Here is a 25,604-nt window from a genome sequence, read left to right as displayed (position 1 = left end):
ACTTAAGGCACCCATCGTTTCACGCCTTGTAACCGTTCACTTTCCGGTCGCTGCCCAACACCAGCTGCGACCCTGCACCATCCGTACGCTTTGCGCTGAAAACGCCTGTTTAACTGTTAACCTTTAAGTCAAAACACCCCATGAAATTCACTAAAAATTTCCTTTCCCATGGGAAGGGCATGCTTTCTACCGTACTCGTAGCCACCTCACTGTTCGCCTGTTCCAAAAAAGACGTGCAGGAACCCGCTTCCTTAGATGAAGCCAATACCGTAGCTTCCGCCTATGCTGCCCCCAGCTCCGCCCTCCACGTGGAGGAAACCATGGAAGGCTCGGATCCTTTTATTTCTTTCGGCGGCAACCCTGAAGTAGCAGCCACCGATTATTCCTATACCTTCCCGACCAACCTGGTGTTCCAGGGCAAAAAATCCCTGCGCTTCGAGATCCGCAAGGACCAGCCCAAAGTAGGTTCTTCTTCGAAGATCCGCTCGGAAGTGACCGTCATCCGCGGCTCCGAATGGCCCAACTTCGGCAAGGAAGCCTGGTACTCCTTTGCCATCTATTTCCCTACTGTTGGCTTTGAGCCCGATAGCGAAAGGGATTGCATCAACCAGTGGTTCGAAGACGGTTCCGACGAGACCACCATCCGCTGCCAGGACGATAAAGCATTTTTGGAAGTAACGCCCCCCTCCGGCTCTACTACCCTGAAAAAATATGACCTGTTCTCCGCCTCGCTGAACAACAGCAGCAGCGTAGCTACCGGTGCGGTTTCCGGCTTCAACAAAATTTCCAAGGACAAGTGGCATGAATTCGTGTTCCACGTCATCCACTCTACCGGTTCCGACGGTCTGATCGAAGTATGGCGCGACGGGCAAAAGATCCATACCATCAGCGGCCGCAACATGCACCTGAAAGTTCCCAAATGGAAGATCGGCCTGTACAAAGCCTCTTTCCTGAACGGCACTTCGGACCGCAACTCGCGTGTCCTGTATTTCGATAACGTACGTGTAGGTAATGCCAAGGCCACCTTTGCGGATATGAGCTCGAACAAGTCGACGCCGACCCTGCCGCCCCCGCCCCCGACGGAGCAGCCCACGACGCCTGCAACCCCGACTACTCCGACTACTCCGACAACGCCCACCACGCCTACTACCCCTACCACCGGTACCCAAAAGGTTGTTAGTTTTACGCTGGTGAACTCGGAGACCAATAAGGACATCATGACCATCACCCCCGGTGCCGCCATCAGCCTGAGCAAGATCAAGGCTACCAAGCTGAACGTACGTGCCAACCTGGCCAACGCTACCGCCGGCGTGGTGAGGATGAACCTGACCGGTGCCGAAAGCAAGGAACGCTACGACGACAAGCTGCCCTACGCCCTGTTTGGTGATGAGTCGGGCGACTACAACAACTGGACCGCCCAAACCGGTTCCTATACGCTGAAAGCGGTTCCCTACGCCGGCACCAAATCCAAGCTGGGCGCGGTGAACGGACCTGCATACAGCCTCAACTTTACTATTGTCAAATAACAATAGCGTTGCTCCTGCCCGGCGGGAAACAATAAAACAAAAAGAGCAGTCCCTCCGGGGCTGCTTTTTTTTTGTTTTGGGAAATTCAGGATTCTTTACAAAATTGCCCTTCTTATGAAATTGCTGATCGTGGAAAGTCCCGGGAAGATCAAGAAGCTGAAAGGCATCCTGGGCAAGGAGTGGGAAGTGGCCGCTTCGGTGGGCCATATCACCGACCTGCCGAAGCGGGAGCTGGGCGTGGACAAGTCCAACCGCTACAAGCTCCATTTCGACGTGGTGGAGGATAAGAAAAAAGTGGTGGCCGCCCTTAAAAGTAAGGTGCGGGAAGTGGGAGCGGAGAACGTGTACCTGGGAACGGACGAGGACCGGGAAGGGGAAGCCATCTCGTTCCACCTCTGCCAGACCCTGGGCCTGCCTTATAAGACCACCCACCGCGTCACCTTCAACGAGATCACCCAGAAAGCCGTGGTGGCGGCCATCGGCGCGCCGCGCACCATCAACATCCACCTGGTGGCGGCCCAGGAATGCCGCCGCGGCATCGACCGCCTGGTGGGCTACCAGATCAGCCCCGTGCTCTGGCAGTTCATCAAGGGCCACAAGGGCCTGTCGGCCGGCCGGGTACAGAGCGTGGCCCTGCGCCTGATCGTGGAGCGCGAACGGGAGATCAAAGCCTTCCCGGGCGGCTACAACTTCCGCATCACCGGCTCCTTCACCACCGCCCACCGCGAAACCATCAAGGCCAAGCTGAGCGGTGTGGACATCAAGGAGGAAACTGAAGCCGAAGCCTACCTGCAGGGATGCGCCAGCAAGGTCTTTTCGATCGGCGACATCGAGCAAAAGGAGGTGAACCAAAACCCGCCGGCGCCTTTTTCCACTTCCACCCTGCAGCAGGAAGCCTTTAAGAAGCTGCGCTTCGGGGCCAAAAAAACCATGCAGCTGGCCCAGAAGCTGTACGAAAACGGCCTCATCACCTATATGCGTACCGACAGCGTCAACCTGTCCGAAGACGCCCTGAAAGACGCCGAACGCTTTATCCTGAAAACCTACGGGCCGGAATACCACAGTCGCCGCGTGTTTAAAAACCGCAACGAAAGCGCCCAGGAAGCACACGAGGCCATCCGCCCCACCCACTTCGATACCCTGAGCACCGGCATCGGCGAAGCGGAGAACAAATTGTACCAGCTGATCTTCAACCGTGCCCTGGCGTCGCAGATGGCGGCGGCCCGCCTGAGCAAGACCACCATCTCCATCAAAAATAACGTGGATGCGCACCTGTTCCTGTCCACGGCCACCGTGGTGCTGTTTGACGGCTACCTGAAAATTTATGCCGACGAAGAGGACGACCAGGAAGAAGAAGGAGAAGACAGCACCACCCTGAAACACCCGGTGAAGCCGGGCGACCCCCTCAAATACAGCTCCATCAAGGCCACGCAGGTCTTCCGCTCGCCGCCGCGCCGCTACGACGAGGCCGGCCTGGTAAAGGAGCTCGAAAAGCGGGGCATCGGCCGCCCCTCCACCTATGCCTCCATCATTGGCAGCATCCAGACGCGCGGCTATGTAAAGATCGAAACCGTCAAAGGAACGAAAGAAGCCACCGTGCTCCTCGAGCTCAAGGCGGGCCAGGTGACGCGCAAGGGCGGCAGCCAGGTGGTGGGTGCCGAAAAAGGAAAGTTCCTGCCCACGGAAGTGGGGGAGATCATCATCCGTTTTTTGGAAGGGCACTTCGCCGACATCATCGCCTATGATTTTACGGCCGGCATCGAGGAAGATTTCGACAAGATCATGGAGCAGAAGGAAACCTACCTGGGCGTGATCAGCCGCTTTGACGGCAAGTTGAGCGGCCTGATCGATAAAACGATGCAGGGGGCGCCCGCCGCCCTGCAGGTAGGACGCCCCACCGGCCTGAAATGTCCCAAATGCCGCAAGGGCGAGCTGCGCCGGGGCCAGAAAAATTTTTATTGCAGCGACTACAAGAGCGGCTGCGACTTCCGCCTGTATTACGAAGTATATGGAAAAACCCTGGAAGAGCCGGACGTAAAGGACCTGCTGGAAAAGGGACGCACTAAAGTGCTGCAGGGGCTGACCGGCCGCTCGGGTAAAACCTTCGAAGCCGCCCTGGTGCTGGACAACTTCAAGGTACGACCCGACTTCGGGGCGCCCCCGCCAGACCCCCCGTCAGAGGAAACAAGATAATTTCGGATGTCGGATTTCGAATTTCGGAACCCTTCATAAAAGCAAGACTCCTACAACTTTCAAGGGGATCCGAAATCCGACATCCGAAATCCGAAATCCTCATGGTTTCCCAACTGTTTTCAGAATTGCTTTCTAGGTTTATACAAAAATTCCATGAGGCTGCTCATAGTAGAAGACGAACTGGAGCTGGCGGCGAATATCTTTTCCTATATGGAGAACGAAAGCTTCACCTGCGAGCTGGCCGCTACCTGCAGCGAAGCCCTGGAAAAAATTGGGAAGTCGACCTACGATTGCATCGTGCTGGACCTTTCCCTTCCCGACGGCTCCGGCTTTCACCTGCTGCAGGAACTGAAAAAAAGCCGCCTGTCCGACGGCGTCATCATTACCTCGGCCCGCAACGGTATCGAGGACCGCGTCGACGGTCTGCACCAGGGCGCCGACGACTACCTGGTAAAGCCCTACCACCTGTCCGAGCTGGCGGCCCGCATCCAGGCCATCACCCGCCGCAAGCAGCCGGCCGCCGGCAGCCTGGTCCGTTTCCGCGAGATCAGCATCGACACCCTTTTGCAACAGGCGCACGTTCGCCAGGCCGCCCTGGACCTGACGCGCAAAGAATACGAGCTGCTGCTGTTCCTGCTGTCCAACCAGCAGCGGGTGCTTTCCAAGAATGCCCTGGTCGGCCACCTCTGGCCCGACGAACCGGACAACGGCGAAACGTATGATATCGTGTATACGCACATCAAGAACCTGCGCCGGAAGCTGCAGGACAAAGGTTGCCCGGATTACATCCGCTCGGTCTACGGCATTGGCTATAAACTGACCGAAGCATGAAGCTGGAGGCTTTATACCACCGTATCGCCCTCCTTTCCTGCATCCTGCTCTTGCTGCTGACCGGCACGGCCTTTTTCGTGCTGTGGCGGATGCTGCCGGCGGGGATGGTGGCCGCTCCCGGCTTCAGCCCCCAAAAAATGTCCCGCATCATGGTCCTTGCCATCCTGGCCCTGACCGTGCTGCCGGCCGTGCTGCTGTACCTGATCACCCGGCACCTGCTGCACCTCCTGTGGAAGCCGTTCCATACGATCCTGGACGAACTGAAACGCTTCGACCCGCGGGCCCCGGAGCCCATCCGCATTACCCCCTCGTCCACCGACGAGTTCAACGAACTGGGAGCGGGCGTGCAGCTGATGACCCTGAAAATGATCCGCGACTACCAGTCCCTGAAAGAATTTACCGACCATGCTTCCCACGAAATGCAGACGCCCCTGGCGGTGATGAACTCCAAGCTCGACCTGTTCATCCAGGCGCCCTGCCTGACGGAACTGCAACTACTGCACGCCCAGGCCATTTACGAAGCCATCGGCAAGCTCTCACGGCTCAGCCGCGGCCTGCTGCTGCTGACCCGTATCGAAAACAACCAGTACGCCGAAGAGCAATGGGTGAACATCGGCGAGCTGGTGCAGAAAAAGATGGCCGACCTGGAGGGAGTGGTCCAGACCAAGGGGCTCACCCTGGCGCCCCACCTGGAGCCGATCCGGGTACGCATGAACCGGCAACTGGCCGAAATCCTGCTGAACACCCTGCTGGGCAATGCCCTCCGGCATTCCCACAAAGGCGCCACCATCCTGGTGGGCTCGAAGGACGACCGCTTCTGGGTGAGCAATTCGGGGCGCGCCCCCCTGGACGCAGACGGGATCTTCCGGCGGTTCTACCGGTCGCAGCAGTCCGACGGTACCGGCCTGGGCCTGGCCATCGCCCGGCAGATTTGTCATCGGTACGGCTTTTTGCTGAATTACGAATTCCTGGATCACCGGCACCACTTTTCGGTAAAATTTCGGTTGTGCATAACCGGTTCCCTCCCCGGAAAAGGGGGGCCTGAAAACTGAATTCATTTTGAAGCGAGGAAAATTCACCGCGAAGCCCCGGTTTCTTACTCACTTCAGAATTCCTCCAGATTCCTATACACCCTACACGAACACATGGCAATAAGTTGCATAGAACACTGACGAACAAGGTTAATTGACCAGGATAAAACTTCCGGCCCGCTCCTGCCGGCGCCCCGCAAGCGGCCTGGGCTGCAGCTCTGCATAGAAGTTGCAGCCCGTTTTCTATCCTTCCCCAACGATTGCTGTTGCAGGTACCAGGTGGAAACAGAGCTCACCTTCCCCTAAACACCATATTATGAAAAGAACCCTTACTCTGTTGTGTTTTTTCCTGCTAGCCTGTCCCTGCCTCCGGGCGCAAAACACCACCCTTATTCCCTTCGGCTCGCGCTGGCAATACCACGATAACGGCAAAGACCAGGGTACCGCCTGGCAACAGGCCTCCTTCAACGACTCCTCCTGGAAGACCGGCCTGGGCAAGCTGGGCTACGGCGTCGGCGATGAAAAAAAAGTCATCGGTTACGGCGGCGAGGAGGATGCCAAACACCTCACCACTTACTTCCGGAAAACGTTCACCCTCGACAACCCGGCGCAATACAGTTCCTGCCGCATCAGCATCCGGCGCGATGACGGCGCCGTGGTCTACCTCAATGGCAAGGAGGTGTACCGCACCAACATGCCCGCCGGCGCCATCAGCTTTTCCACCCCCGCCAATACCCATGCGCTGAAAAACGGCACCACGCCGGTGAAAAAGACCATTCCTGCCAGCGCCCTGCTGGTCGGCGACAACGTGCTGGCCGTGGAAGTGCACCAGGCCACCGCCAACAGCGCCGACCTGGCCTTCGACCTCGAACTGGTGGCTACCGCGGATGCCACCAATCCCCCCGGGGACGGGGAGGACGACGAGGGCACCGGGGGCGGGGAGGGAAGCGAGGACGCCGAGCTCACCCGTGGCCCTTACCTGCAGGTGGGCAATGCCACCGGCGTCACCCTGCGCTGGCGCACCGACAGCCCCACCGATTCCAAAATGGAAGTGGGCACCAGCCCGGGCGTTTACACCCTGTCGGCTGTCAACAGTACGAAAACCACCGAGCACATCGTGCGCATCGACAGCCTGCAGCCGGATACGAAATACTTCTACCGCTTCGGCTCCTCCTCCTTTATCCTGCAGGGCGACAGCACCCACTACTTCCGCACCGCCCCGCCCGCCAATACCAACCGCAACATCCGCATCGCCGTTTTTGGCGACTGCGGCCAGAATGCCCGGAACCGCCAGACCGGAACGCTCCAGGCCTACCAGGATTACGTGGGCAGGAACCCCGCGGAGCTGCTGCTGATCCCCGGCGACCTGGCCTATGACGACGGCAAAGACGCCGAGTTCCAAAAGTTCTTTTTCAACGTCTACAGTCCCAATATTTTGCGCAACCACGTGCTCTTTCCCGCCCCCGGCAACCACGACTATCATACCACCAGCAATACGGCCCGCACCGCTCCTTATTTCAAAAATTTCACCTTTCCCACCCAAGGTGAAAGCGGGGGCGTGCCCTCAGGGGTCAAAAACTACTATTCCGTAGACTGGGGCAACATTCATGTGCTCTGCCTGGACTCGTACGGCATGGAATCGGACAATAGTTACCTCTACGATACCACGGGCAAACAGGCGAGCTGGATGAAAACCGACCTGGCCGCCAACACCCGGGAATGGGTGGTGGTGATCCTGCACCATCCGCCTTACTCCAAAGGCGACCATGACTCCGACATCGAAGGCCCCATGAAGCGGATCAGGGCCCGCGTCGTGCCCATTTGGGAACGCTACGGGGTGGACCTGGTCATCGGGGCGCACAGCCACAATTACGAACGCTCCTTCCTGCTGCGCGGCCATTACGAGCTGGCAGCCAGCTTCAAAGCCGGCAAGCATACCACCAGCAATTCTTCGGGAAAGTACAACGGCACCAACAATTCCTGCCCCTACATCACCTCCGCCGAGCCGGGCGCGGGCAAAGGCATCGTGTACGTAGTGGCCGGTTCGGCGGGCGCTTACAGCGATGTGTCGAAGGAGTTTCCGCACAAGGCCCTGCCGTTTGCCTATGCGGATGGCGGCTCGCTGTTTTTAGAAGTGGAAGGCAACCGCCTGGACGGCCGGTTTTTGCGCATGGACGGCACCACGGCCGACCGCTTTACCCTCATGCACAGCGTCAATAAAAAGAAGAATATTGCCCTGTCGCCGGGCAGCGCCTCCCGGCTGAAAGCGTCCTGGGAGGGCAACTACAAATGGTCTACCGGGGAAACCTCCCGCAGCATAACCGTCAGCCCGGCCAAACCCGCCACCTACAGCGTGGTGGATGAATTCGGCTGCTTGGCCGACACCTTCAACGTAACGCCCACCCCGGTCACCGGCGTAAAAGCGGGCAGCCGGGAAGCGGAAGGCGGGGCCGAAGCCCTCCAGGAAATGCCCTCCCTCCAGGTTTACCCGACGGTGCTGCACCGCGGGCAGCCCCTGACGCTGCAGGCACCGGCAAATGAATCCCGGCAACTGCAGGTCGTGGACAACAGCGGCCGCGTGGTGCGTACCCTAACCCTCCGGGGCACCCAAACCCTGGATACCGGCATGTTGCCCTACGGCACCTATTACCTGAGGCTGAAGGGTACCGACGCGCCGGCCCAAAGGGTGGTGATCACCAAGTAGCCGCAGCACCCGGCAACCACCTGAACGCCAACCTTTGAAAAATAAGTCTTGAAGCGGCCGTTATGCTAACCGAAACACACCGCCTCAAAGGGCGCCGGTCACCCGGCGCCCTTTTTTAGGGGGCTGCCTGCTGCAGGCTTAGCGGTTGGCCTGCCCTTCCCGGGCCACCCGGTAGCGGATCCACAGAAAGTCGTCGTAAATGCGGTCCACCGACTGGAGGGTAAACTGGGTGGCTTTGCGGCCGCCATAACCTTCTTCGGCCTCGAAAACGGTGGGGGAGCCGATGGTGCCGTCGGCCACCGGGGCCAGCACCAGGCTGAATTCGTCGATGAGGCCGGCTTTGAGAAAGGAGCCGTTGACGTGGCCGCCGCCGTCGATGCGCAGGGTGCGGATGCCGAAAAGCCGGTACAGCTTGTCCAGCACCAGCGCCAGGTCGAGCTGGTCTTTTCCCCCGAAGATGTAGGAAACGTTGCGGTCGCGCAGGTGGTGCAGGTAATCGCCGGGCACCTGCTCGCTCAGCACTTCAATAACGTGCTCGGTGGAGACCATATTCGTGTCCCAGGTACATTTGCCCGAAGGGTCGATGACCACCGCAAAGGCGGTGGCCTCCTGCCGGGCTACAAAATCCTCCCCGGGCGGGGGCGGGGTGCCGGTGGCCTTCGGGCAGGGCCGGCGGCTCGAAAACTCCTGCATCGTCACCCGGCCCACCAGCCAGGCATCCGCCGGTATTTTGGCCGCTGTTTCCTCGAAGTACTTGTGGTGGTCCTTAAAGCCCCAGATATCCTGTTTGATACGCCCGTCTACCGATCCCAGCATGTGGCAAATAACGTAAGGTTTCATCATGTCTTTTGAGTTTCTGTTGGTCCTGTGTCGCCTTTTCAGGCCGCTTCAAAGTTGTGCGTTTCGGCCAAAGCGGCCAAACTCTTTTTCCCTGTTGCCGCCGCCCTCCCAACAAACGGTCGCGGGATTCAAAGGGATTTCAATAACTTTATATAGCTGTCCCCGGAAGGGGCTACAGCATTGATACCGAAAGTCTTCGATATAGAAAGGAACAACCATGGTAACGTTTATGGGACCATTGTTCACCTTAAAACGCAAAAAAATGGAAGCCAATCATGTCAATCCGGAATTAAACGACCAGCAGGCCAACGCTTCTCCGGAAGGCACACCCGGCAGGGAACCGGCCGCCAACCCGGACAACCAGCAGGGTAAAAGGAAAAGAAGAAAAGTTTCCGCCCTGGTAGCCGCCTCCATGTACCGCAGCCCGGTAGGCCGTGTCAGCAGTACCTCCTATGGCACCAACAACTTCGATAACATGGGTACCAATATCTCTTACCACGAGGAAGGAGGTATCGGCTAAGGGAAGCCCCGGAATTCCGCCGCCCGCCCTGCTCAACCGGTTACCGGCGCATTTGCTGCCGCCCCGGCGGCCTCTTCCCGGGGCTGACCGGCAGCCAGGTTTTTTTGCGCCAGGTAGTCGTAAATAGCCCCCTGCGATTGCAGGGCGGGCTCCTGCCCGGAGGCCACCGCGGTATTGTTCAGCGCCGCATCCAGCCGCACCGCCTGCACGTTGTCCTGCAACTGCAGCTGCACCAGGTCGATGACCTCCTGCTTTAACGCCTCATCATAAACCGGAAAGCATACTTCAATGCGGTGGTAAATGTTCCGGTTCATCCAGTCGGCCGACCCCAGGAACACCTCCTGCTTTCCCTTGTTGTGAAAAATAAATACCCGGCCGTGCTCGAGGTAGCGGTCCACGATCCGCGTCACGGTAATGTTTTCACTCAGCCCCTTCATGCCCGGCACCAGGCAGCAAATACCCCGTACGATCAGCGAAACCGGCACGCCGGCCCGGGAGGCTTCGTACAGCTTTTCGATCAGCACCTTTTCCTCCAGGTTGTTCAGCTTAATGGTGATGCCTGCGGGCTGCCCTTTGCGGGCATGGCCGATCTCCCGGTCGATCAGGTCCAGGAAGCGCTGCTGCAGGTTGAACTGTGCCACCAGCAGGTAGTTGAAGGGAATAAATTTCTCCTTCGTGGGCTTTTCCCTCTTGCTCAAAAAATAGAACAGCGTATCGAGGTCGTTCAGCAGGGCGGCTTCCGACGTCAGCAGGATGTGGTCGGTATAAAAGCGGGCAGTGCTTTCATTGAGGTTGCCCGTAGCCAGCAGGCCGAAATACTGCACCCCGGCCTCGGCCCTGCGTTTCACCAGGGCAATTTTGGCATGCACCTTCAGCTCGGGAATGCTGTTAATGATGCGGATGCCGGCCGCCTTCATCTTCTTGGACCATTTGATGTTGTTGGCCTCGTCAAAACGGGCCTTCAGCTCCACGAAGACCGACACTTTTTTGCCGTTCTTCGCCGCGCTGATCAGGGCGTTGACGATCCGCGAGTCGGAGGCCACACGGTAAAGGGCAACCGAAATTTCCTCCACCTCCGTGTCCACCGACGCTTCGTTGAAAAAACGCAGCACCGTGTTGTACGAGTGATAAGGTGTATGGATCATCAGGTCGCGCTGCAACAGGCGGTCGAGGAGCCGGCGCTCTTCGCGGCCGGCCGGGAGCTCCAGGGGCGGCAGCGGCTTGTAGGAAAGCTCCGGGTCGCTGACCGGCAGCGAGGCCAGGTCCTTCAGGTTATGGTAGGGGCCGCCCTCCACCTCCATGGCATGGGAAAGCCCCAGGGCGGTGGTCAGGAAGTGAAGGTCCTGCGGCTCGGGCACGGGCTGGTGCAGGAAGCGGGTGGCCAGGCCGTAATCCCTTTTTTCAATTTGCCGTTCGATCTTTTCCGCCAGGTCGCCCTCGTACTCGTCCTCGAGGTTCAGTTCGGCATCCCGGGTGACCTTGAAGCTGTAACAGCCCTTAAGGGCGCAGGTGCGGATCACCACCGGCAAGTGAGCGCGGATGATGTCGTCGAGGAACACCAGGTAGCGCTGGTCGCCGGCCGTCACCGGGTAGAAGCGGGGCAAATGGTCGGAGGGGATGTTGAGCACCACCAGTTCGCGCGTGCCCTGGGCGCGTTCGACGATCACGGCCAGGTACAGCTTGTTGTTCTCGGGGAAGAACCGGGCGCCGGACTGCGACAGGTAAACCGGCTGCAGGAAGGCCAGCACCTGGGAAAAAAAGTAGGCGGCGGTTTGCTCGCGCACAGGGGCGGGGAGGGGCTCGTTGTACAGCAGGTGCCACCCTTTTTCCCGCAGCTGCGGCAGGATATCCGCCAGGGTCTGGCCGAACAGCTGCAGCTGCTTTTGAACGATGCTGCGGGCCAGCGGCACCACGTCGGGATGGTCTTCCCGGTCTTTTCCCAGCCCGTGGACTTTTTCGTGCAGCCGGTGCAGGGCCCGGAGGGCCGGCATGCGCACCCGGAAAAACTCGTCGAGGTTGGAGGAATAAATGGACAGGAATCGGATGCGTTCCATCAGGGGAACGGCCTGCCTGCCTGCTTCGAGCAGCACCCGTTCGTTAAAGGATAACCAGCTAATATCGCGGTGGAAAAAAGAGATACTGTTCATATATTGCGTTCTTTGGCAAACACCGCTACCGCCCGGCCGGATGCGGCATGGCTCAGCCATATATTCCAACTTTGTGCCGAAATGCTGAGGTTGGAGTAACTGAACGCAAACGGGCCGCGGAGCCCTGAACGATGCACATATGAAACAAACTTTACTATACATTCTTTTCCTGTTCCTTTCTACAGCGGCCAGCGCCCAGGGAAGGGGTAATTCAGGCTGGCAAAGCCTGTTCAACGGCAAAGACCTGGCGGGCTGGAAACTACTCAATGGCCAGGCAAAATTCAGCGTACAGAACGGCGAGATCGTGGGCACCACCGTGGCCGGCGAGCCCAATTCCTTCCTGGTGACCGAAAAAGAGTATGGGGATTTTGTGCTGGAGCTGGAATTTAAAGTGGACAGCGGCCTCAATTCGGGGATACAGTTCCGCAGTGAAAGCCGCCCCGACTTCCGCAACGGCCGCGTGCACGGCTACCAGTACGAGATCGACCCCTCGGCCCGTAACTGGACCGGCGGCATCTACGACGAGGCCCGCCGCGACTGGCTGTACACCGGCGACCTGAACCCCGTGGCCCGAACCGCCTACCGCCCCGGCGCCTGGAACGAAGCCCGGATCGAATGCCACGGCCACCACCTGCGCACCTGGATCAACGGCGTGGCGGCGGCCTTCGTGGTGGACGACCTTACCCCCAAAGGATTCATCGCCCTGCAGGTACATTCCATCGGAAAGAAGGAAGCGGCAGGAAAGCAGGTCCGCTGGCGCCGCCTGCGCCTGCGCACCGGCAACTTTACCCCGGCCCCTTTTCAGCCCGAACAGTTCGTGGTCAACCTCCTGCCCAACCACCTGTCCGCCCCGGAACAACAGGCCGGCGTGCACCTGCTGTGGGACGGCAAATCCACTACCGGCTGGCGGGGCGCCCATAAAGAAAGTTTTCCGGAAAAAGGCTGGGAAATAAAAGACGGGGTACTGAGCGTGCAGCCCTCCGGCGGCAGGGAATCCCAGCACGGGGGCGACATCGTCACCACCGGCGCATACGGGGCCTTTATCCTTCAATTCGATTTCAAACTGTCCGAGGGCGCCAACAGCGGCGTCAAATACTTGATCACCGAACAGGATACCACCAGCGGCTCCGCCATCGGTCCCGAATACCAGGTGCTGGACGACGAACGCCACCCCGACGCCAAACTGGGGGTGGTGGGCAACCGCACCCTGGCTTCCCTATACGACCTCATTCCCTCCATCAAAGAACCGAGGGCACGGAAACCCATCGGCGAATGGAACCGCGGCATGGTGGTGGTGTACCCCGACAACCGGGTGGAACACTGGCTCAACGGCTGGAAGGTACTCGAATACCGCCGCGACGCCCCTTACTTCCAGGCCCTGGTGGCCCGCAGCAAATTTGCCAACCGCCCCCACTTCGGCCTGGCGCCCAGGGGCCATATCCTGCTCCAGGACCACGGCGACAAGGTTTCTTTCCGCAGTATTAAAATTCGTGAACTCCAATAAAGCAAACATGCAAACCCGCAGAGACTTTATCAAAAACACGACACTGGCCGCCGCCGGCGTCTGGACCGCACAGAGCTACCGGCGGATCGTGGGGGCCAACGACCGGGTACGGGTAGGCGCAGTGGGCTTTTCCGACCGCCACCGCAGCACCCTGATGCCCTGCTTCCTGCACCATTACAAGGAGCTGAACTTCGACTTCGTAGCCGTTTCGGACATTTGGAAAAAGCGCCGCGAGGAAGGGGCCGCCCAATGGAAGCAGCACATGGGGCACGAGGTGACGGCCTGCCGCAACAACGAAGAAATGTACGCCAAAAAGCTGGTGGACGCGGTCTTTATTGCCACGGCCGATTTCCAGCACGCCCTGCACACCATCGAGGCCGTGCGGGCCGGCTGCGACGCCTACGTGGAAAAACCCTTTGCCGAGACCATGGCCGATAACCGGGCTGCCCTGAAGGCCGTAAACGCCTCAGGACGGATCGTGCAGATCGGCTCGCAGCGCCGCAGCGGCGCCAACTACCATGCGGCCAACGACTTTATCCGGTCCGGTAAATTCGGCTCCATTACCATGGTCGAATTAAACTGGAACGTCAACCAGCCGGGGCGCTGGCGCCGGCCCGCCCTCCTGGAGCAGCTGAAACAGGAGGATACCGACTGGAAACGCTTCCTGATGAACCGGCCCTTCGAAGCCTTCGACCCCCGCAAGTACCTCGAGTTCCGGCTGTTCTGGCCTTATTCCTCCGGCCTGCCGGGACAGTGGATGAGCCACCAGATCGATACCGTGCACTGGTTCAGCGGCCTGCCGCACCCCCGCAACGTGGTGGCCAACGGCGGCATTTACCAGTGGAAGGACGGCCGCAAAAACTGGGATACCATGACGGCCGTTTTCGATTACGGCCCGCAGGACGATCCCGCCACCGGCTTCCAGGTGACCTTCTCGGCGCGCATGCACAACGGCGACGAACGCCCCGCCGAGATCTATTACTCCAACGGGGGCGAGCTGAACCTCAATACCAACCGCATCTCGCCCCGGGGCGGGCTTACCCGCGAAGCCGCCGCCGCCATGAACCAACAGCCCTTCCTGCTGCCCGAAATGACCCTGCCCCAGGCAGAAAAGGTGGTGGCCGCCGCCAATACGGGCGGCGACCTTTTGACCTCGGCCCACGTGCGCAACTGGATGGAATGCATCCGCAGCCGGCGGCAGCCCAACGGGCCCGTGGAAGCCGGCTACCACCATTCCATCGCCACCATCATGACCACCGCTGCGGCCCGTACAGGTGAAAAGGCTACATTTGAGGCCACAACCCAGGAAGTCATGGCGGGAGGGAAGGTATTTACCTATTAACACCCGCCCACCCCAAAATCAACTGCATGAACCGGCACTTATTCTTACTTTTCGGATGCTGCTCCCTGGGCCTGCTGTGCCGGGGACAAGCGCCCCCTCCCCGGATGCTGTACATCATCGATTCCTTTCTGGTCCAAGCCAGTTCACGGCTGCTGGCCCAGCTGCCGGAGGAGGCCATTGCGTACAAAACCGTGGTCACGGATAAGGACAGCCTGAAGCGCCTGGGCCGCGAAAATGCCGAAGCCGTCACCTACATCTTCACCCGCGAATACCGCAACCGGCCCGACAGCCTGAAAAAGATTCCCAGCCTGCGCCAGATGAACCTCTGGGGCGGCTACTGGTACCGGAACGGAACCCCCTACACCGGGAAATTTATCGACTACTTCCTGGAGGGCACGGTCTGCAACGAAGGCAGCATGGTGGAGGGAAAAATACACGGCGAGATCATTCAATATTACCGGAACGGGCGGGTCAAGCTTTCGGCCTTTTACCTGCAAGGCCTGGCGGACGGCCTTTTCCAGGAATACTTCCGCAACGGGGCCCTGCGGCGCAGCCGGGTATTCCTGCTGGGAAAGATCATCCGGCCCGCGCAAACCTATTTCGTCAACGGGGCCCTGGAGCAGGAGATCAGGCCCGGCAAAGGCTCCCGGCCCGATACCATTACCACCTATTATTCTTCCGGCCAGCTCAAACACGTACACCTGGTGCGCAACGGCTTCACCCTGTATTCCAAAAAAGAGGAAAAACAAAACACCCTGGCCCGGGAGTTCCAGGGGTACCTGCGCACGGGCGACCTGAAGCAAGCCAACCGCAATTTTTACAAGCTGTGGAAGATGAACCCGAATAGTCCCGACACGTATTACCTGGAAGGGCTGCTGGCCCAGCGGGAAGCGCGATTCGACGAGGCCATCGCCGCCTTTGGCAAGGCGCTGGAACTGGAGCCCATGATGGGAGAGGCCTATACCCAGCGGGCGTTGGCGCGGATTAAAAAGTATAAGGTAACGGAGCCGGCAAAAAAGTTCGCGAACCGCGATTATAAACCCAGCCAGGGACGGTTGCGGCGGGAAGCTCCTATAACGCAGGGAGATATCGAGGGGCTGCCCCCTGCGGAGCAGGAAGCGGTGCACAAGGACCTGAGGCAGGCGGAATTCCTGAATTATACCTCGGATTAAGAAAGAAACCCGGGAAGAAAAGGGAAAGGAGGGAAAAAGGGTGCAGCCGCTCGGGCTGCACACCGCAAGGTTAGAAAGGAAGGTCCTCGGCGCTGTTGCCGCCTTCGAAACCGCCGTCTGCCTGCAGGGCGGGAGCACCTGCCTGGGCGGCACCGGCGCTTTCCACTTTCCAGGCTTTTACGTCGGTGTACCAACGGCCGTTGTACTCGCGGCTTTCCACGTCGAAGGAGATGGCGAGCATGTTGCCCGGCTGCAGCAGGCTGGCATCCACTTTATCGCCCCAGATGGAGATACACACCTTTTTGGGGTACTGGCCTTCGGTTTCCACGATAATGTCCTGCTTTTTCCATTGGCCGTTCTTGCCATTACCGGTCTGCACCGGTAAAAGCTGGATGAGTTTTGCGTTTAATTGCATTGTATCTGATCGTTTATTGTTGTTGAAATAGCTCCCGGCAGGGCATTTTTGGCTAGCGACGCCCGGCCCGGACCGTTTGCAAACATAAGGTTTTGACCCGGAACGGACGCCTTTTCCTGCCCACAAAATCAACGCCGCTGGGGCCGGTGGGGCCCTCCCGGCCGGTGCCGGGGAAAGTAGGGAAAACCCGGAAGACGTTAAGGAAGCGCTAAAGTCGTTCCCCTGTATAGCGCAAATACCCTATTTTGCGCTCCACCAAAACGAACGCTGTATGAAAAAACTGCCGGCCTTTTACCTGGCCCATTATGCCTTGCTCACCTAACCTTTTCCTATAACCGGCTATCCTCCAATAAGACACCTTCCGGCATCTTCCGATCCCGGTTTCTTTTACCGATCATATAGAACCACTACTATGCACATGAGAAAGGACCCCTTTTACCGTACGTTACTTCTTTGCTGCCTGCTCTTTTCTTCCGTCGCCCGGGCGCAGCTGCAAAAAATTTACCTGCAACCCAAAGCGGCAGGCAACGGAAAACAATCCCAGTTTGTCGACTCCATTCGTTTTATCCCCCTGGAAATAAAAGCGGGGATCCAATCGGGAACGTACAGCCGAATTGAATTGACGGACAACTATTTCCTGATCCTGGATTACAACGGGAAAAGCATCCTGGTTTATTCCCGGCAGGGCAACTTTATCCGGAAGATAAACTACAAACAGCTCGGACAGAACTTTCACCCCACCTATGATGCACGAAAGAACCAACTGACGTTTTTCGGAACGAATAAAAATTATGCGCTGACCCCGAAAGACCAGCTGCAGATAGTGGCGGATGCCGACAACCCCCGCAACCTGAAATACTTTAAAAAATACCTGGTCGATTTGGCCGACTCCACCTTTACCATCAAAAAGACCACACCCGCCCAGAACGACCTGAAACAAGCGCTTCCTTACTACGGCGATTACTCCCTGCACAGCCAGATCACCACCAGCCCGCAGTACAAAGACAGCCTGGATTACGAGCTCAAAATTTACCGGAACAACCAGCTGGTCAAAGGCTTTTTCCCGTACAACCGGATCCAGGAACCGAAGTATTTATTTACCGCTGAATCGGTTATCCCTATGGTAACCGATACCCCCTTTATCCGGTATGTCACCCGTCCTTTTTGCGATACGGTATACAAGATGGTCAGGGACAGCATCTTCCCGGCCTACCAAGTGGTGCTGCCTCTGGAAAACAGCCTGCCCCAGGCATTTTTTACCCGGCCGTTCAAGAATAAGACCGAGCGGGAAAATTTCGAGCGGAACAACGGCTGGCTGCTCCACAAGGTGTTGTCTTTCGAGGAAACGCCCCGGTTCATCCAGTTCAGCGTCTGGTACCTCAGCAATTATGACACCTATGTCCATAACAAGCAAACCAATATTACCTACAAAGCCAAAAATATCCGGCCGGACAGCAGCCAGTACAACCTGAAATTGCTGGGGGAATACAATATCCTGAAAAAAGACGACCGGTATTATAAAACCCAGAAAGCAGGCGACCTCATTGCCTTTTTCGAGAAAAATAAAAATGTGGCCATACCCCGCGAGCTGGAAGCCTTTCTGAAAAGCAATCCGCCCGCCACTTCGCCCATTATTGTTGAATACAAACTCAAAAACTAACTGTGAAACATATCCTCTTTTTTTGTTTATTCCTCGGATGGTACACGACGGCCCTGTGTCAAACCGGGAGGATCACCGGCTCGGTTATGGATGCGGAAAGCAAATCGCCCCTGGAACTGGCCACCGTCAGCATTTTCGGACAGGATTCCAGCATGATCACCTACAAGCTGTCCGATAAGGACGGCCGGTTCACCATCGAAAAGCTGCCGGTAAAAAAGAACCTGGTGCTGAATATTTCCTATACGGGCTATGCCGCTTACAGCCGGCCCCTGTTGCTCGAGGCGGGAAAGACCGATACGCTGGCCGTTATTTTATCGCTCCATAATAAAGATACCAATGCGGTGGTGGTCACCGCCACCATTCCCATCAAGATGAACGGCGACACCCTGGAGATCAACCCGGCCGCCTTCAAGATGAAGGAGAACGCGGTGGCGGAAGAATTGCTGAACCAGGTTTCCGGCATCACCATCTGGTCCGACGGCTCGATTACGGTCAACGGGAAAAAAGTATCCAGCGTGCTGGTGGATGGAAAGCCGTTCATGGGCTCTTCCGATCCCCGGGTAGCCACGCAAAACCTGCCGAAGTCGGCCATCGACAAGATCCAGCTGTACCAGGAAATCGACCGGAACAACATCAACCAGCCCGATAAGCCCAAGGATTCCCTGCTGACCATGAACATCAAGCTCAAGGAAGGCAGCAAAAAAGGATTTTTCGGGAAAGCCGGGGCCGGCATCGGCACCTCCGGCCGCTTCGAATCGGACCTTTCCTTCCAGATGTACAACCAGAAAACCAGCGCCGGCATCGGCGGAGGGTTCAACAACATCAACAAAAATATCGGCAACCTCCAGGAGATGTTCCAGAACAATACGTATCGGAACTATAATCCCAACCTGTACAACGTGGGCCGGTTCGGTACCAATGGCATCAATAAGAACCATTCTTTTGGCGGGGTGGTAACGCACAGTTTTATCGAAACCCCCAACAGCCGGCAAAACAACCGCCTGTCGGTCAACTACAACAAGTCCGGCTCTGATGCGTTTATGACCGATGTGGTGTTGCAAAACAGGACCACCCTCGACGGGCTGCAGTTCATCCGCGAGGAGGGCCGTCAAAATAACCTGCAGGACAAGCACGACCTGGGCTTCAACTACATCAAGACCAACAGCTACAGCGATAACCTCAATGTCAACGGGAACATGTCTGCCGGCACGGAAAACAGCAACTCCACCCGGTTTTCCGAAGTGCGGGACACGCTGAACCGCCTGCAAAGCACCAATACGATCAACACGCGGCAAAACCGGCGGTCGGATAACGAGTCGGTGAACGTGAGCTTTTCCAGGGGGGCTTATGAAGATCCGCTCAAAGCCTTCAACCTGAATGTCAATGCCCGTCGGGGCAAGTCCGAATCGGGCAGGGACGTCAGCAGCCAGTTCCAGTCGTTTACGAATGGCAGCGAGAATACGGCCACCAACCGCCACTACGCCAACGACAACGAGTCGCTGAACGTGGGCGGAACGCTCGACTACTCGGGCCTCAAGAGGCTGCTCTTCGGCCGGTACAACCTGCTGGGGCTGAACCTCCGGTTTTCCCAATACGTCAACCTGGCCCGGACCACCGATGACAACAGGGTGGAAGACTACGACAGCACCACCAAGGGATATATCGCCAACGTCAATTTATCCAACTACAATAAACGGGAAGAATTCGAATACACCCCCTCCCTGTCGGTATCGAAGAATTTCTCTACCTGGAATGAAAACGGTTACCGCGACCTGAACCTGACCGTGAGGGTGCTGGAGGAGATCAAAACGGATAAAAACCTGTCCTCGTTTGCCAAGCGAAACCTGGACCGCTCCTTTCAATTCCGGAGGTACGAGGGAAGTCTCAGCTACCAGAAGTACAAAAGGGAAAAGTACGTGTATTACCTGTACAGCAACTACACGAAAAACTACGAATATGCTTCCATCGACCAGCTGTACACCATCGTGGACGACATCAATGCATATAATACGCGGTTCGGCAACCCCCTGTTGGGCAACCGCACCAATCATTCAGTGAACATGAACGGCAACTTCAATACGAACAACCCCAAATCGGTTTATGCCGTCAACGGCAACTTCAACGGCAGCATCCGGCGGTCACTCAACCCGGTGGCGGACAGCATCATCAACGAAGTTTCGGGCAAGCGAAGGTATTATTATATCAATGTCGATAAGAGCGAAAACCTGAACCTGAATTACAGTTTCAACATCTCCAGGAAGCTGAAGAAAAACAGTATCCAACTCATGTACAACGGACAGTTCAGCACCGGCAAATCGCCCAACTACATCGATGGGGCATACAACACCAGTACCACGCAAAACCTGTCCAACCAGCTGAACCTGCAATATTCGCTGGGCTCCCTGCTGGTGTTCAATCTCGGGCAGAGCTTCCAGCGGTATCAATCGCTGCAGACCTCCGAGAAGCTGCGTTCCTCTTCCACCAACAGCGGCACCACCAAGCTGGGGCTGGTGCTGAATTTCCCGGCCCGCTTCACCCTTAGCAGCACGGCGGACCGGGTGGCCAATGCCAACCTGGCAAAACCCACGGTGCTGTGGAATGGCTTTGCCACCTACCGCTTTATGAAGGAGCAGGGCGAGCTGAAGCTGTCGGCCATGGACCTGTTGCAGCAGTATCAGAATATTTCCAACAGCGTCAACGGGGAAAGCACCACCACCCGCATCACCAATGGCCTGCAGCAGTATTTCCTGTTAACGTTTTCCTACTTTCCCCGGAAGTTTGGAAAGACCGAGATCAAGAAAAAGGATACCAGTACCAAGTGGTAACACCGGTTGTCAAAAGGGAAGGCAGGTCAATGACCTGCCTTCTTCTTTTATACCATTACCTGCCGGAGGAGGGTGGGTTATGGAAAACAATTCCATCCTTAATAATGGTCTTGCCGGCAAGAAAATTTTTATAATCGTCAAAAGGGCTTTTGTCCCAAATCAGTATATCCGCTTTCTTCCCGGCTTCAATGGACCCATATTGATGCTCCAGGCCCAAAGCCGTTGCCCCGTTTATGGTGGAAATCTGCAGAATGGCCGGGATGGAAAATCCATATTCTGCTAAAAGCAACTGCTCCGAAATCAGGGCCTTGCCGCCACTTGGCCAATCCGTACCCATCCGGAGCTTTACGCCTGCGTCAAATAACTGTTTTACATAGCCCATAAACAGGTGGAAGTTCTCCCTGCACCGGGCTACCTGCTCCCGGGACAAAGAAGTATCCTTCCCGCTGTTGTTGGTAAAATAGGTGAGCCCGAATTGCTCGGCCAGCAAATGGAAGCCCGTAGAAAAGGTAGCATTGTTTTTGGCGAGTTTACCAATTAAAGAATCCATCGCTGCCGGCTTTCTGTCACCGATAAAGCGAAATAGCTCCAACCGCTCTGCGAACTGCATGATCGGAAAATTTGCCGTTGCCGGAGCATAATGCTTTTGCATTTCCTGGCTAAAATCCTTGTCCTCATGTTGCAAATGCAGAATGCTGGTCGCCAGCGTTAGTATATGTTCATAGTGGCGCAACCCAATCGCCAAGGTGGAATCGATAAACAGAATGTTCTGGTCCACATGCCCGTATACGTTCATTCCCAGGCTATCGGCCGTCCTGAAAGCCGCTTCATATTCGGGTCTGCGCAGCTTCCAGTAAAGCTTAATATGCCTGATACCTGACTGGTGATATTCCCTAACTTTTTGCTGGGCTGCCAGCGGAGATCCCACAATAACATGATTGATATAGGGTTTACGGCCTTCGTTGGAAACCAAGGCGCCGCCTACCGTGTAGATATCGAGGTAATCCGGCCGGGGATCCGCCTGCCAACCCAGTACCGGGGGCAACCATTTTTCAGGCTGCCCCATGATCATGGCGGCGGTGACCCCATAAGGCAAATACGTATCGGACAGCCGTTTTCTGTAAACGGCTAAAGAGTCCTTGTGGAAATACTCAGGCAGCGCACCATACCTGCGATAAACATCCGTGAGATGAATGTGGGTGTCGACAAATCCCGGGGTGACCAGCTTTCCCCTGGCGTCGATCGTTCTTTGGGCAGCAAAGTTTTTTTGGTTGCCGGTTACATGGGTAATGATCCCCCCTTTAATAAGGATTGTCCGGTTTTTGGAAACTGCCCCTGTTCTGCTGTCAAACACGTTTGCATGCTTTATGACAAGGTCATATTTTTCGGACTGCCCAAAGGTTGCCAGTGTGGCCAGAAAGGCCAGCGTAAACGCAAATATTTTCATGATGGTGAGGTCTGTCTAAACGTTTACGGTTAATTGCCGGACTGTTTCAGGTAATAGAAATAGCCCAGGAAGCTGAGGGCAATGCAGAGGGCCATGATGGCGAGGGAATGGATGCCCAAAGGCTGGGTGTAGTGCACGGCAAATAGACCAAGTCCCGTACCGGCCAGGAGGGAAAACCATTTAATGGAAACGCCCCGGTTATCCTGAGGTTGGGTCTGCAGGATAGAGGTCGCCAGGCTATCGGAAACGCCCTTGTCGACAATTTTGTTTTTGATCCGGTGGCTGAGGATCTTGTCCAGGAGGGAAAGTACAAAGCGCATAACCAGGAAGACAAAGAAAATGCCCGCCAGCATTTTGAAAATTTCAGCGTCCAGGTTAATACGGGGGCCCTGCGCCGCGGCCCGGAAACCGGCCCCTAGCAGGGCCGTCATTGCGAAACTCTTTTTCATGTATGCTTGTTTGATAAAATGAGACGGATGTTCGGATTTATTGTTGCAGTTTTTTACAAAATATCCAGGAGATCCGCTTTTTTCTGGTAGCTTCTCCAGGCATCGATTGCCAGCCCCGATAACAGTACCAGCCCGGTGCACAGCAACATTAACTGGAGGAAAGGGGAGAGGCCTTCCACCAGCCAGGAAAAGTTGCGGTAGTTGACCCAAACCAGCAGGGCCGTAAATACCAGTGCGGCCAGCAGGAGCAGCACCACCTGCAGGATACCGGGAAAAGGTTTACTTTCCGGCGGTGTGAGCTGCGCCAGGACGGCGGCTTCGAGATCGAAGTCAAAAGCCGGTGCAGGCTGCTGCTCCAGGCCGGCGAACAGCAATTCGTAGGCGGCGGCCCTGGCCCTGCAATCCGCGCAGGCCAGCACATGTTCCCGGGTATCATTGCTGCAGTGTGCGGGATCGGCCGCATACGCCTGGAGTTCTTCTTCGCTCAGGTGTTGATTTACCATAAGTCTGCTTTTTTATAATGACGCAACAGGTAGTTTTTGAGTGCTTTCCGGGCACGGAATAAATAGCTTTTCACGGTGCCGCCCGGAAGCCCCGTTATGTTGCCGATCTCCTCGTAACTCATCTCTTCCTGGTGATAGAGGGCGACCAGGGTTTTATAGACCGGCGGCAGCTGCTCCATGGCGGCCTGCAGGATGCCCGAAAGGTCTTTGCGGAGCAGCAGGTCGTCGGCAGAGCGGCCCCCGGCAAATACGGAATCATCCGGCGGCAGTTGCCCGTAATCCTCCTCCCCACCGGGCAGGTTGTCGGGAAACACCAGTTTCTTCTTGCGCAGCTCGTCCAGGCAGGCATTGTAGCTGATCCGGGCAATCCAGGTGGAAAGTTTTGCATCGAACTGGAAGGAGGGCAGGCTTTTATAGGCTTTCAGGTAAATATCCTGCGCCTTGTCTTTGCGGTCTTCCGGGTTCGGGATCATGCGGGTGACGATCTGGGCAACGAGCCGTTCCGTATTCCGGATAAGGAGCCCGAAGGCGGCCTTGTCGCCGGCCAACACCCGGTTTACCAGTTGTCGGTCTGTGCTGTTTATGAGATGATTGTGCTCCACCGGGAAAATCTGACGTGCAGGGGCCGAAAATGTTGCAGGTTCCCCAAAACTTTTTCGGGCCGCAAAGGCAAAATTACGGAACCCCTAAGCGGTTTTTCATGCCCGGGAAAAGATCGTCTGTCAATTTGTCCCAATTGAAAATTACGGAGCATAAATTGATGTAGGGTCGAAAACGAAAAATGCAAGTAGAAATTTTTACACTCTGCGACTATGCGCAGGATTATGGCGGAAAGCTTTTTATCAATGGCACCTTTGACTCGATTCATTCGCAGGGTTTCCCCTTTGTTTATCCTTCTTTTTCGATTGCCGGCCGCTTCCGGTTTTCCGAAAAGGAATTCGGTACGCATAAACTCAAATTAACCGGCAAAACTCCGGACGGCGCTGAACTGATCCAGCCCATCGAAGGAGATATTACCATTCAGCGCCCGGCACCGAATGTTGATTATGCTTCCACGAACTTTTCCATCAACTTTGCCCAGCTGCCTTTTGAAAAGCCCGGTGTGTACACCTTCGAGCTCTTGGTTGACGGCGAATCCAAATCGGAACTGAAGGTGATCGCTTTCACCCAACAACAATAACTACGCGATGCTGCTTTAATGCATTAAAAAAGCCGGTTGATGCTTCATCAACCGGCTTTTTTATTTAAGACTTCAGGAAAGGCTTTTTCGCTTCATATTGGGCAGGAAAGCGGTAAAGATGCCGATCAGGGGGAGGTAGGCGCAAACCCGGAACACGTAGTCCAGGCTGGTATGGTCGGCCAGCCGGCCCAGTACGGCGGAACCCAGGCCGCCCATGCCGAAGGCGAGGCCGAAAAACAGGCCGGCGATCAGGCCCACTTTTCCCGGCACCAGCTCCGTGGCGTACACCAGGATGGCCGAAAAGGCCGAAGAAATGATCAGGCCGATCAGCACCGACAACACCACCGTCCAGGGCAGCGACACGTAGGGCAGCAGCAGGGTAAACGGTGCCGCCCCGAGAATAGAGATCCAGATAATATATTTCCGGCCGAAGCGGTCGCCCAGCGGCCCGCCCAGGACCGTGCCGGCAGCCACCGCTCCCAGGAAGGCAAACAGGTATACCTGCGATTGCGCCACCGACACCTGGAACTTGCTGATCAGAAAGAAGGTGTAATAGCTGGTCATGCTGGCCATGTAGAAGTATTTGGAAAAGATGAGAAGCAGCAGGATCCCCAGCGCCATGATGATTTTCGATTGGGGCAGTGCGGGCCGTTGCTCCGCCGTCGACGGGGCCGGCCGGGCGGCCCGCTCCTCGAGATGGTTCTGGTACCACCGGGCCACTGCCGACAGCACCAGGATGCCTGCAAATGCCACGAGGCAGAACCAGCTGATATAGGATTGGCCGTGGGGCGCGACGATCAGCGCCGCCAGCAGCGGGCCGATGGCGCTCCCGGCATTGCCGCCCACCTGGAAAATCGATTGCGCCAGTCCCTTTTTGCCGCCTGCCGCCATGTGGGCCACCCTGGAGGATTCTGGGTGAAAGATCGACGAACCGACGCCGATCAGGGCTACCGCCGCCAGCATCTGCCCGAGGCTGCCGGCAAAGGAAACCGCCAGCAGGCCGGCCAGGGTAAAGCCCATTCCGATGGCCAAGGAATAGGGGCGGGGCCGCTTGTCCGTATAATAGCCCACGAACGGCTGCAGGATCGAGGCCGTCAGCTGGTAGGTAAGGGTGATAAAGCCCACCTGGGTGAAGGTCAGGTGGTATTTTTCCTTGATAATGGGATAGACCGAAGGCACTACCGCCTGCAGCATATCGTTCAGCAGGTGGCTGAAACTGATGGTGAACAGGATCACGTAGATCGTTTGCGAGGCGGCGGGGCGAGGGGCAGCGAGGGTGGAGGTCTTCATATGCGGTGTTTTTAGCTGGTGATAA

At 56.9% G+C, this 25,604-nt stretch carries 20 protein-coding genes; 12 read left to right on the top strand and 8 right to left on the bottom strand.

The window, feature by feature from the left end; all coding sequences use genetic code 11:
- The first annotated feature begins 140 nt into the window (after window positions 1–140).
- The 5 genes from V9K67_RS01720 (at window position 141) to V9K67_RS01700 (ending at window position 8,285) form a co-directional block, all read left to right on the top strand.
- Window positions 141–1,526 carry a polysaccharide lyase family 20 protein gene (locus V9K67_RS01720; protein WP_336719624.1) on the top strand — a complete coding sequence of 462 codons (1,386 nt, stop codon included), beginning with the start codon at window positions 141–143 and terminating at the stop codon, window positions 1,524–1,526.
- Window positions 1,527–1,640: 114 nt separating this feature from the next.
- Window positions 1,641–3,719, top strand: coding sequence for a type I DNA topoisomerase (topA, locus tag V9K67_RS01715; RefSeq protein ID WP_336719623.1), 2,079 nt, complete (start codon window positions 1,641–1,643; stop codon window positions 3,717–3,719).
- Between the two features lie 153 nt (window positions 3,720–3,872).
- Window positions 3,873–4,550 (top strand): response regulator transcription factor, encoded by a 678-nt coding sequence (locus V9K67_RS01710; RefSeq protein ID WP_336719622.1) that lies wholly within the window; start codon window positions 3,873–3,875, stop codon window positions 4,548–4,550.
- Complete coding sequence (locus tag V9K67_RS01705) at window positions 4,547–5,602, top strand: sensor histidine kinase (RefSeq protein WP_336719620.1); 1,056 nt, start codon at window positions 4,547–4,549, stop codon at window positions 5,600–5,602. Before V9K67_RS01710 ends, V9K67_RS01705 begins: the two co-directional genes overlap by 4 nt.
- Before the next feature lie 295 nt (window positions 5,603–5,897).
- A complete protein-coding gene (locus tag V9K67_RS01700) occupies window positions 5,898–8,285 on the top strand; it encodes a metallophosphoesterase (RefSeq protein WP_336719619.1) in 2,388 nt (795 codons plus the stop codon).
- A 138-nt stretch (window positions 8,286–8,423) separates the two neighbouring features.
- Here V9K67_RS01700 and V9K67_RS01695 read toward each other — a convergent pair whose 3' ends face one another.
- Window positions 8,424–9,128, bottom strand: a complete 705-nt coding sequence (locus V9K67_RS01695) for a RibD family protein (protein ID WP_336719618.1) — start codon at window positions 9,126–9,128, stop codon at window positions 8,424–8,426.
- A gap of 259 nt (window positions 9,129–9,387) precedes the next feature.
- On the opposite strand from V9K67_RS01695, the gene V9K67_RS01690 reads away from it, so the two are divergent.
- On the top strand, window positions 9,388–9,645 hold the full coding sequence (locus V9K67_RS01690) for a hypothetical protein (protein WP_336719617.1): 258 nt from the start codon (window positions 9,388–9,390) through the stop codon (window positions 9,643–9,645).
- A 32-nt stretch (window positions 9,646–9,677) separates the two neighbouring features.
- Here the strand turns inward: V9K67_RS01690 and ppk1 are convergent, their stop codons facing one another.
- Window positions 9,678–11,792 carry a polyphosphate kinase 1 gene (gene ppk1, locus V9K67_RS01685; protein ID WP_336719616.1) on the bottom strand — a complete coding sequence of 705 codons (2,115 nt, stop codon included), beginning with the start codon at window positions 11,790–11,792 and terminating at the stop codon, window positions 9,678–9,680.
- A gap of 139 nt (window positions 11,793–11,931) precedes the next feature.
- Between ppk1 and V9K67_RS01680 the strand changes: the two genes are divergently transcribed.
- Genes V9K67_RS01680 through V9K67_RS01670 form a run of 3 tightly spaced genes read left to right on the top strand, consistent with a single transcriptional unit; the run spans window position 11,932 to window position 15,810 of the window.
- Window positions 11,932–13,296: a 3-keto-disaccharide hydrolase gene (locus tag V9K67_RS01680; protein ID WP_336719615.1), complete on the top strand. Its 1,365-nt coding sequence runs from the start codon at window positions 11,932–11,934 to the stop codon at window positions 13,294–13,296.
- 7 nt (window positions 13,297–13,303) lie between these two features.
- Window positions 13,304–14,638: a Gfo/Idh/MocA family protein gene (locus V9K67_RS01675; protein ID WP_336719614.1), complete on the top strand. Its 1,335-nt coding sequence runs from the start codon at window positions 13,304–13,306 to the stop codon at window positions 14,636–14,638.
- 26 nt (window positions 14,639–14,664) lie between these two features.
- Window positions 14,665–15,810 carry a hypothetical protein gene (locus tag V9K67_RS01670; RefSeq protein ID WP_336719612.1) on the top strand — a complete coding sequence of 382 codons (1,146 nt, stop codon included), beginning with the start codon at window positions 14,665–14,667 and terminating at the stop codon, window positions 15,808–15,810.
- A 70-nt stretch (window positions 15,811–15,880) separates the two neighbouring features.
- Here the strand turns inward: V9K67_RS01670 and V9K67_RS01665 are convergent, their stop codons facing one another.
- A complete protein-coding gene (locus V9K67_RS01665) occupies window positions 15,881–16,225 on the bottom strand; it encodes a DUF3127 domain-containing protein (RefSeq protein ID WP_336719610.1) in 345 nt (114 codons plus the stop codon).
- Window positions 16,226–16,643: 418 nt separating this feature from the next.
- Here V9K67_RS01665 and V9K67_RS01660 point away from each other — a divergent pair, with 418 nt between their 5' ends.
- On the top strand, window positions 16,644–17,885 hold the full coding sequence (locus V9K67_RS01660; RefSeq protein WP_336719609.1) for a 6-bladed beta-propeller: 1,242 nt from the start codon (window positions 16,644–16,646) through the stop codon (window positions 17,883–17,885).
- A 2-nt stretch (window positions 17,886–17,887) separates the two neighbouring features.
- On the top strand, window positions 17,888–20,710 hold the full coding sequence (locus V9K67_RS01655) for a carboxypeptidase regulatory-like domain-containing protein (RefSeq protein WP_336719608.1): 2,823 nt from the start codon (window positions 17,888–17,890) through the stop codon (window positions 20,708–20,710).
- Window positions 20,711–20,765: 55 nt separating this feature from the next.
- On the opposite strand, the gene V9K67_RS01650 is transcribed toward V9K67_RS01655, so the two are convergent.
- Genes V9K67_RS01650 through V9K67_RS01635 form a run of 4 tightly spaced genes read right to left on the bottom strand, consistent with a single transcriptional unit; the run spans window position 20,766 to window position 23,711 of the window.
- Window positions 20,766–22,157, bottom strand: coding sequence for an amidohydrolase family protein (locus V9K67_RS01650; RefSeq protein ID WP_336719607.1), 1,392 nt, complete (start codon window positions 22,155–22,157; stop codon window positions 20,766–20,768).
- 29 nt (window positions 22,158–22,186) lie between these two features.
- Window positions 22,187–22,606, bottom strand: a complete 420-nt coding sequence (locus V9K67_RS01645; protein WP_336719606.1) for a hypothetical protein — start codon at window positions 22,604–22,606, stop codon at window positions 22,187–22,189.
- A gap of 53 nt (window positions 22,607–22,659) precedes the next feature.
- Window positions 22,660–23,109, bottom strand: a complete 450-nt coding sequence (locus tag V9K67_RS01640; protein WP_336719605.1) for a hypothetical protein — start codon at window positions 23,107–23,109, stop codon at window positions 22,660–22,662.
- On the bottom strand, window positions 23,103–23,711 hold the full coding sequence (locus tag V9K67_RS01635; RefSeq protein WP_336719604.1) for a sigma-70 family RNA polymerase sigma factor: 609 nt from the start codon (window positions 23,709–23,711) through the stop codon (window positions 23,103–23,105). The genes V9K67_RS01640 and V9K67_RS01635 overlap by 7 nt, the downstream gene beginning before the upstream one ends.
- 179 nt (window positions 23,712–23,890) lie before the next feature.
- Between V9K67_RS01635 and V9K67_RS01630 the strand changes: the two genes are divergently transcribed.
- On the top strand, window positions 23,891–24,289 hold the full coding sequence (locus V9K67_RS01630; RefSeq protein WP_336719603.1) for a DUF6941 family protein: 399 nt from the start codon (window positions 23,891–23,893) through the stop codon (window positions 24,287–24,289).
- A gap of 72 nt (window positions 24,290–24,361) precedes the next feature.
- Here the strand turns inward: V9K67_RS01630 and V9K67_RS01625 are convergent, their stop codons facing one another.
- Window positions 24,362–25,579, bottom strand: coding sequence for an MFS transporter (locus V9K67_RS01625; protein WP_336719601.1), 1,218 nt, complete (start codon window positions 25,577–25,579; stop codon window positions 24,362–24,364).
- Between the last annotated feature and the right edge of the window lie 25 nt (window positions 25,580–25,604).

This window comes from Huijunlia imazamoxiresistens (assembly GCF_037132455.1).
Taxonomy (GTDB): domain Bacteria; phylum Bacteroidota; class Bacteroidia; order Chitinophagales; family Chitinophagaceae; genus Flavisolibacter; species Flavisolibacter imazamoxiresistens.
The sequence above is the reverse complement of the archived record's forward strand: the minus strand, read 5'-3'. Positions and strand labels throughout refer to the sequence as shown.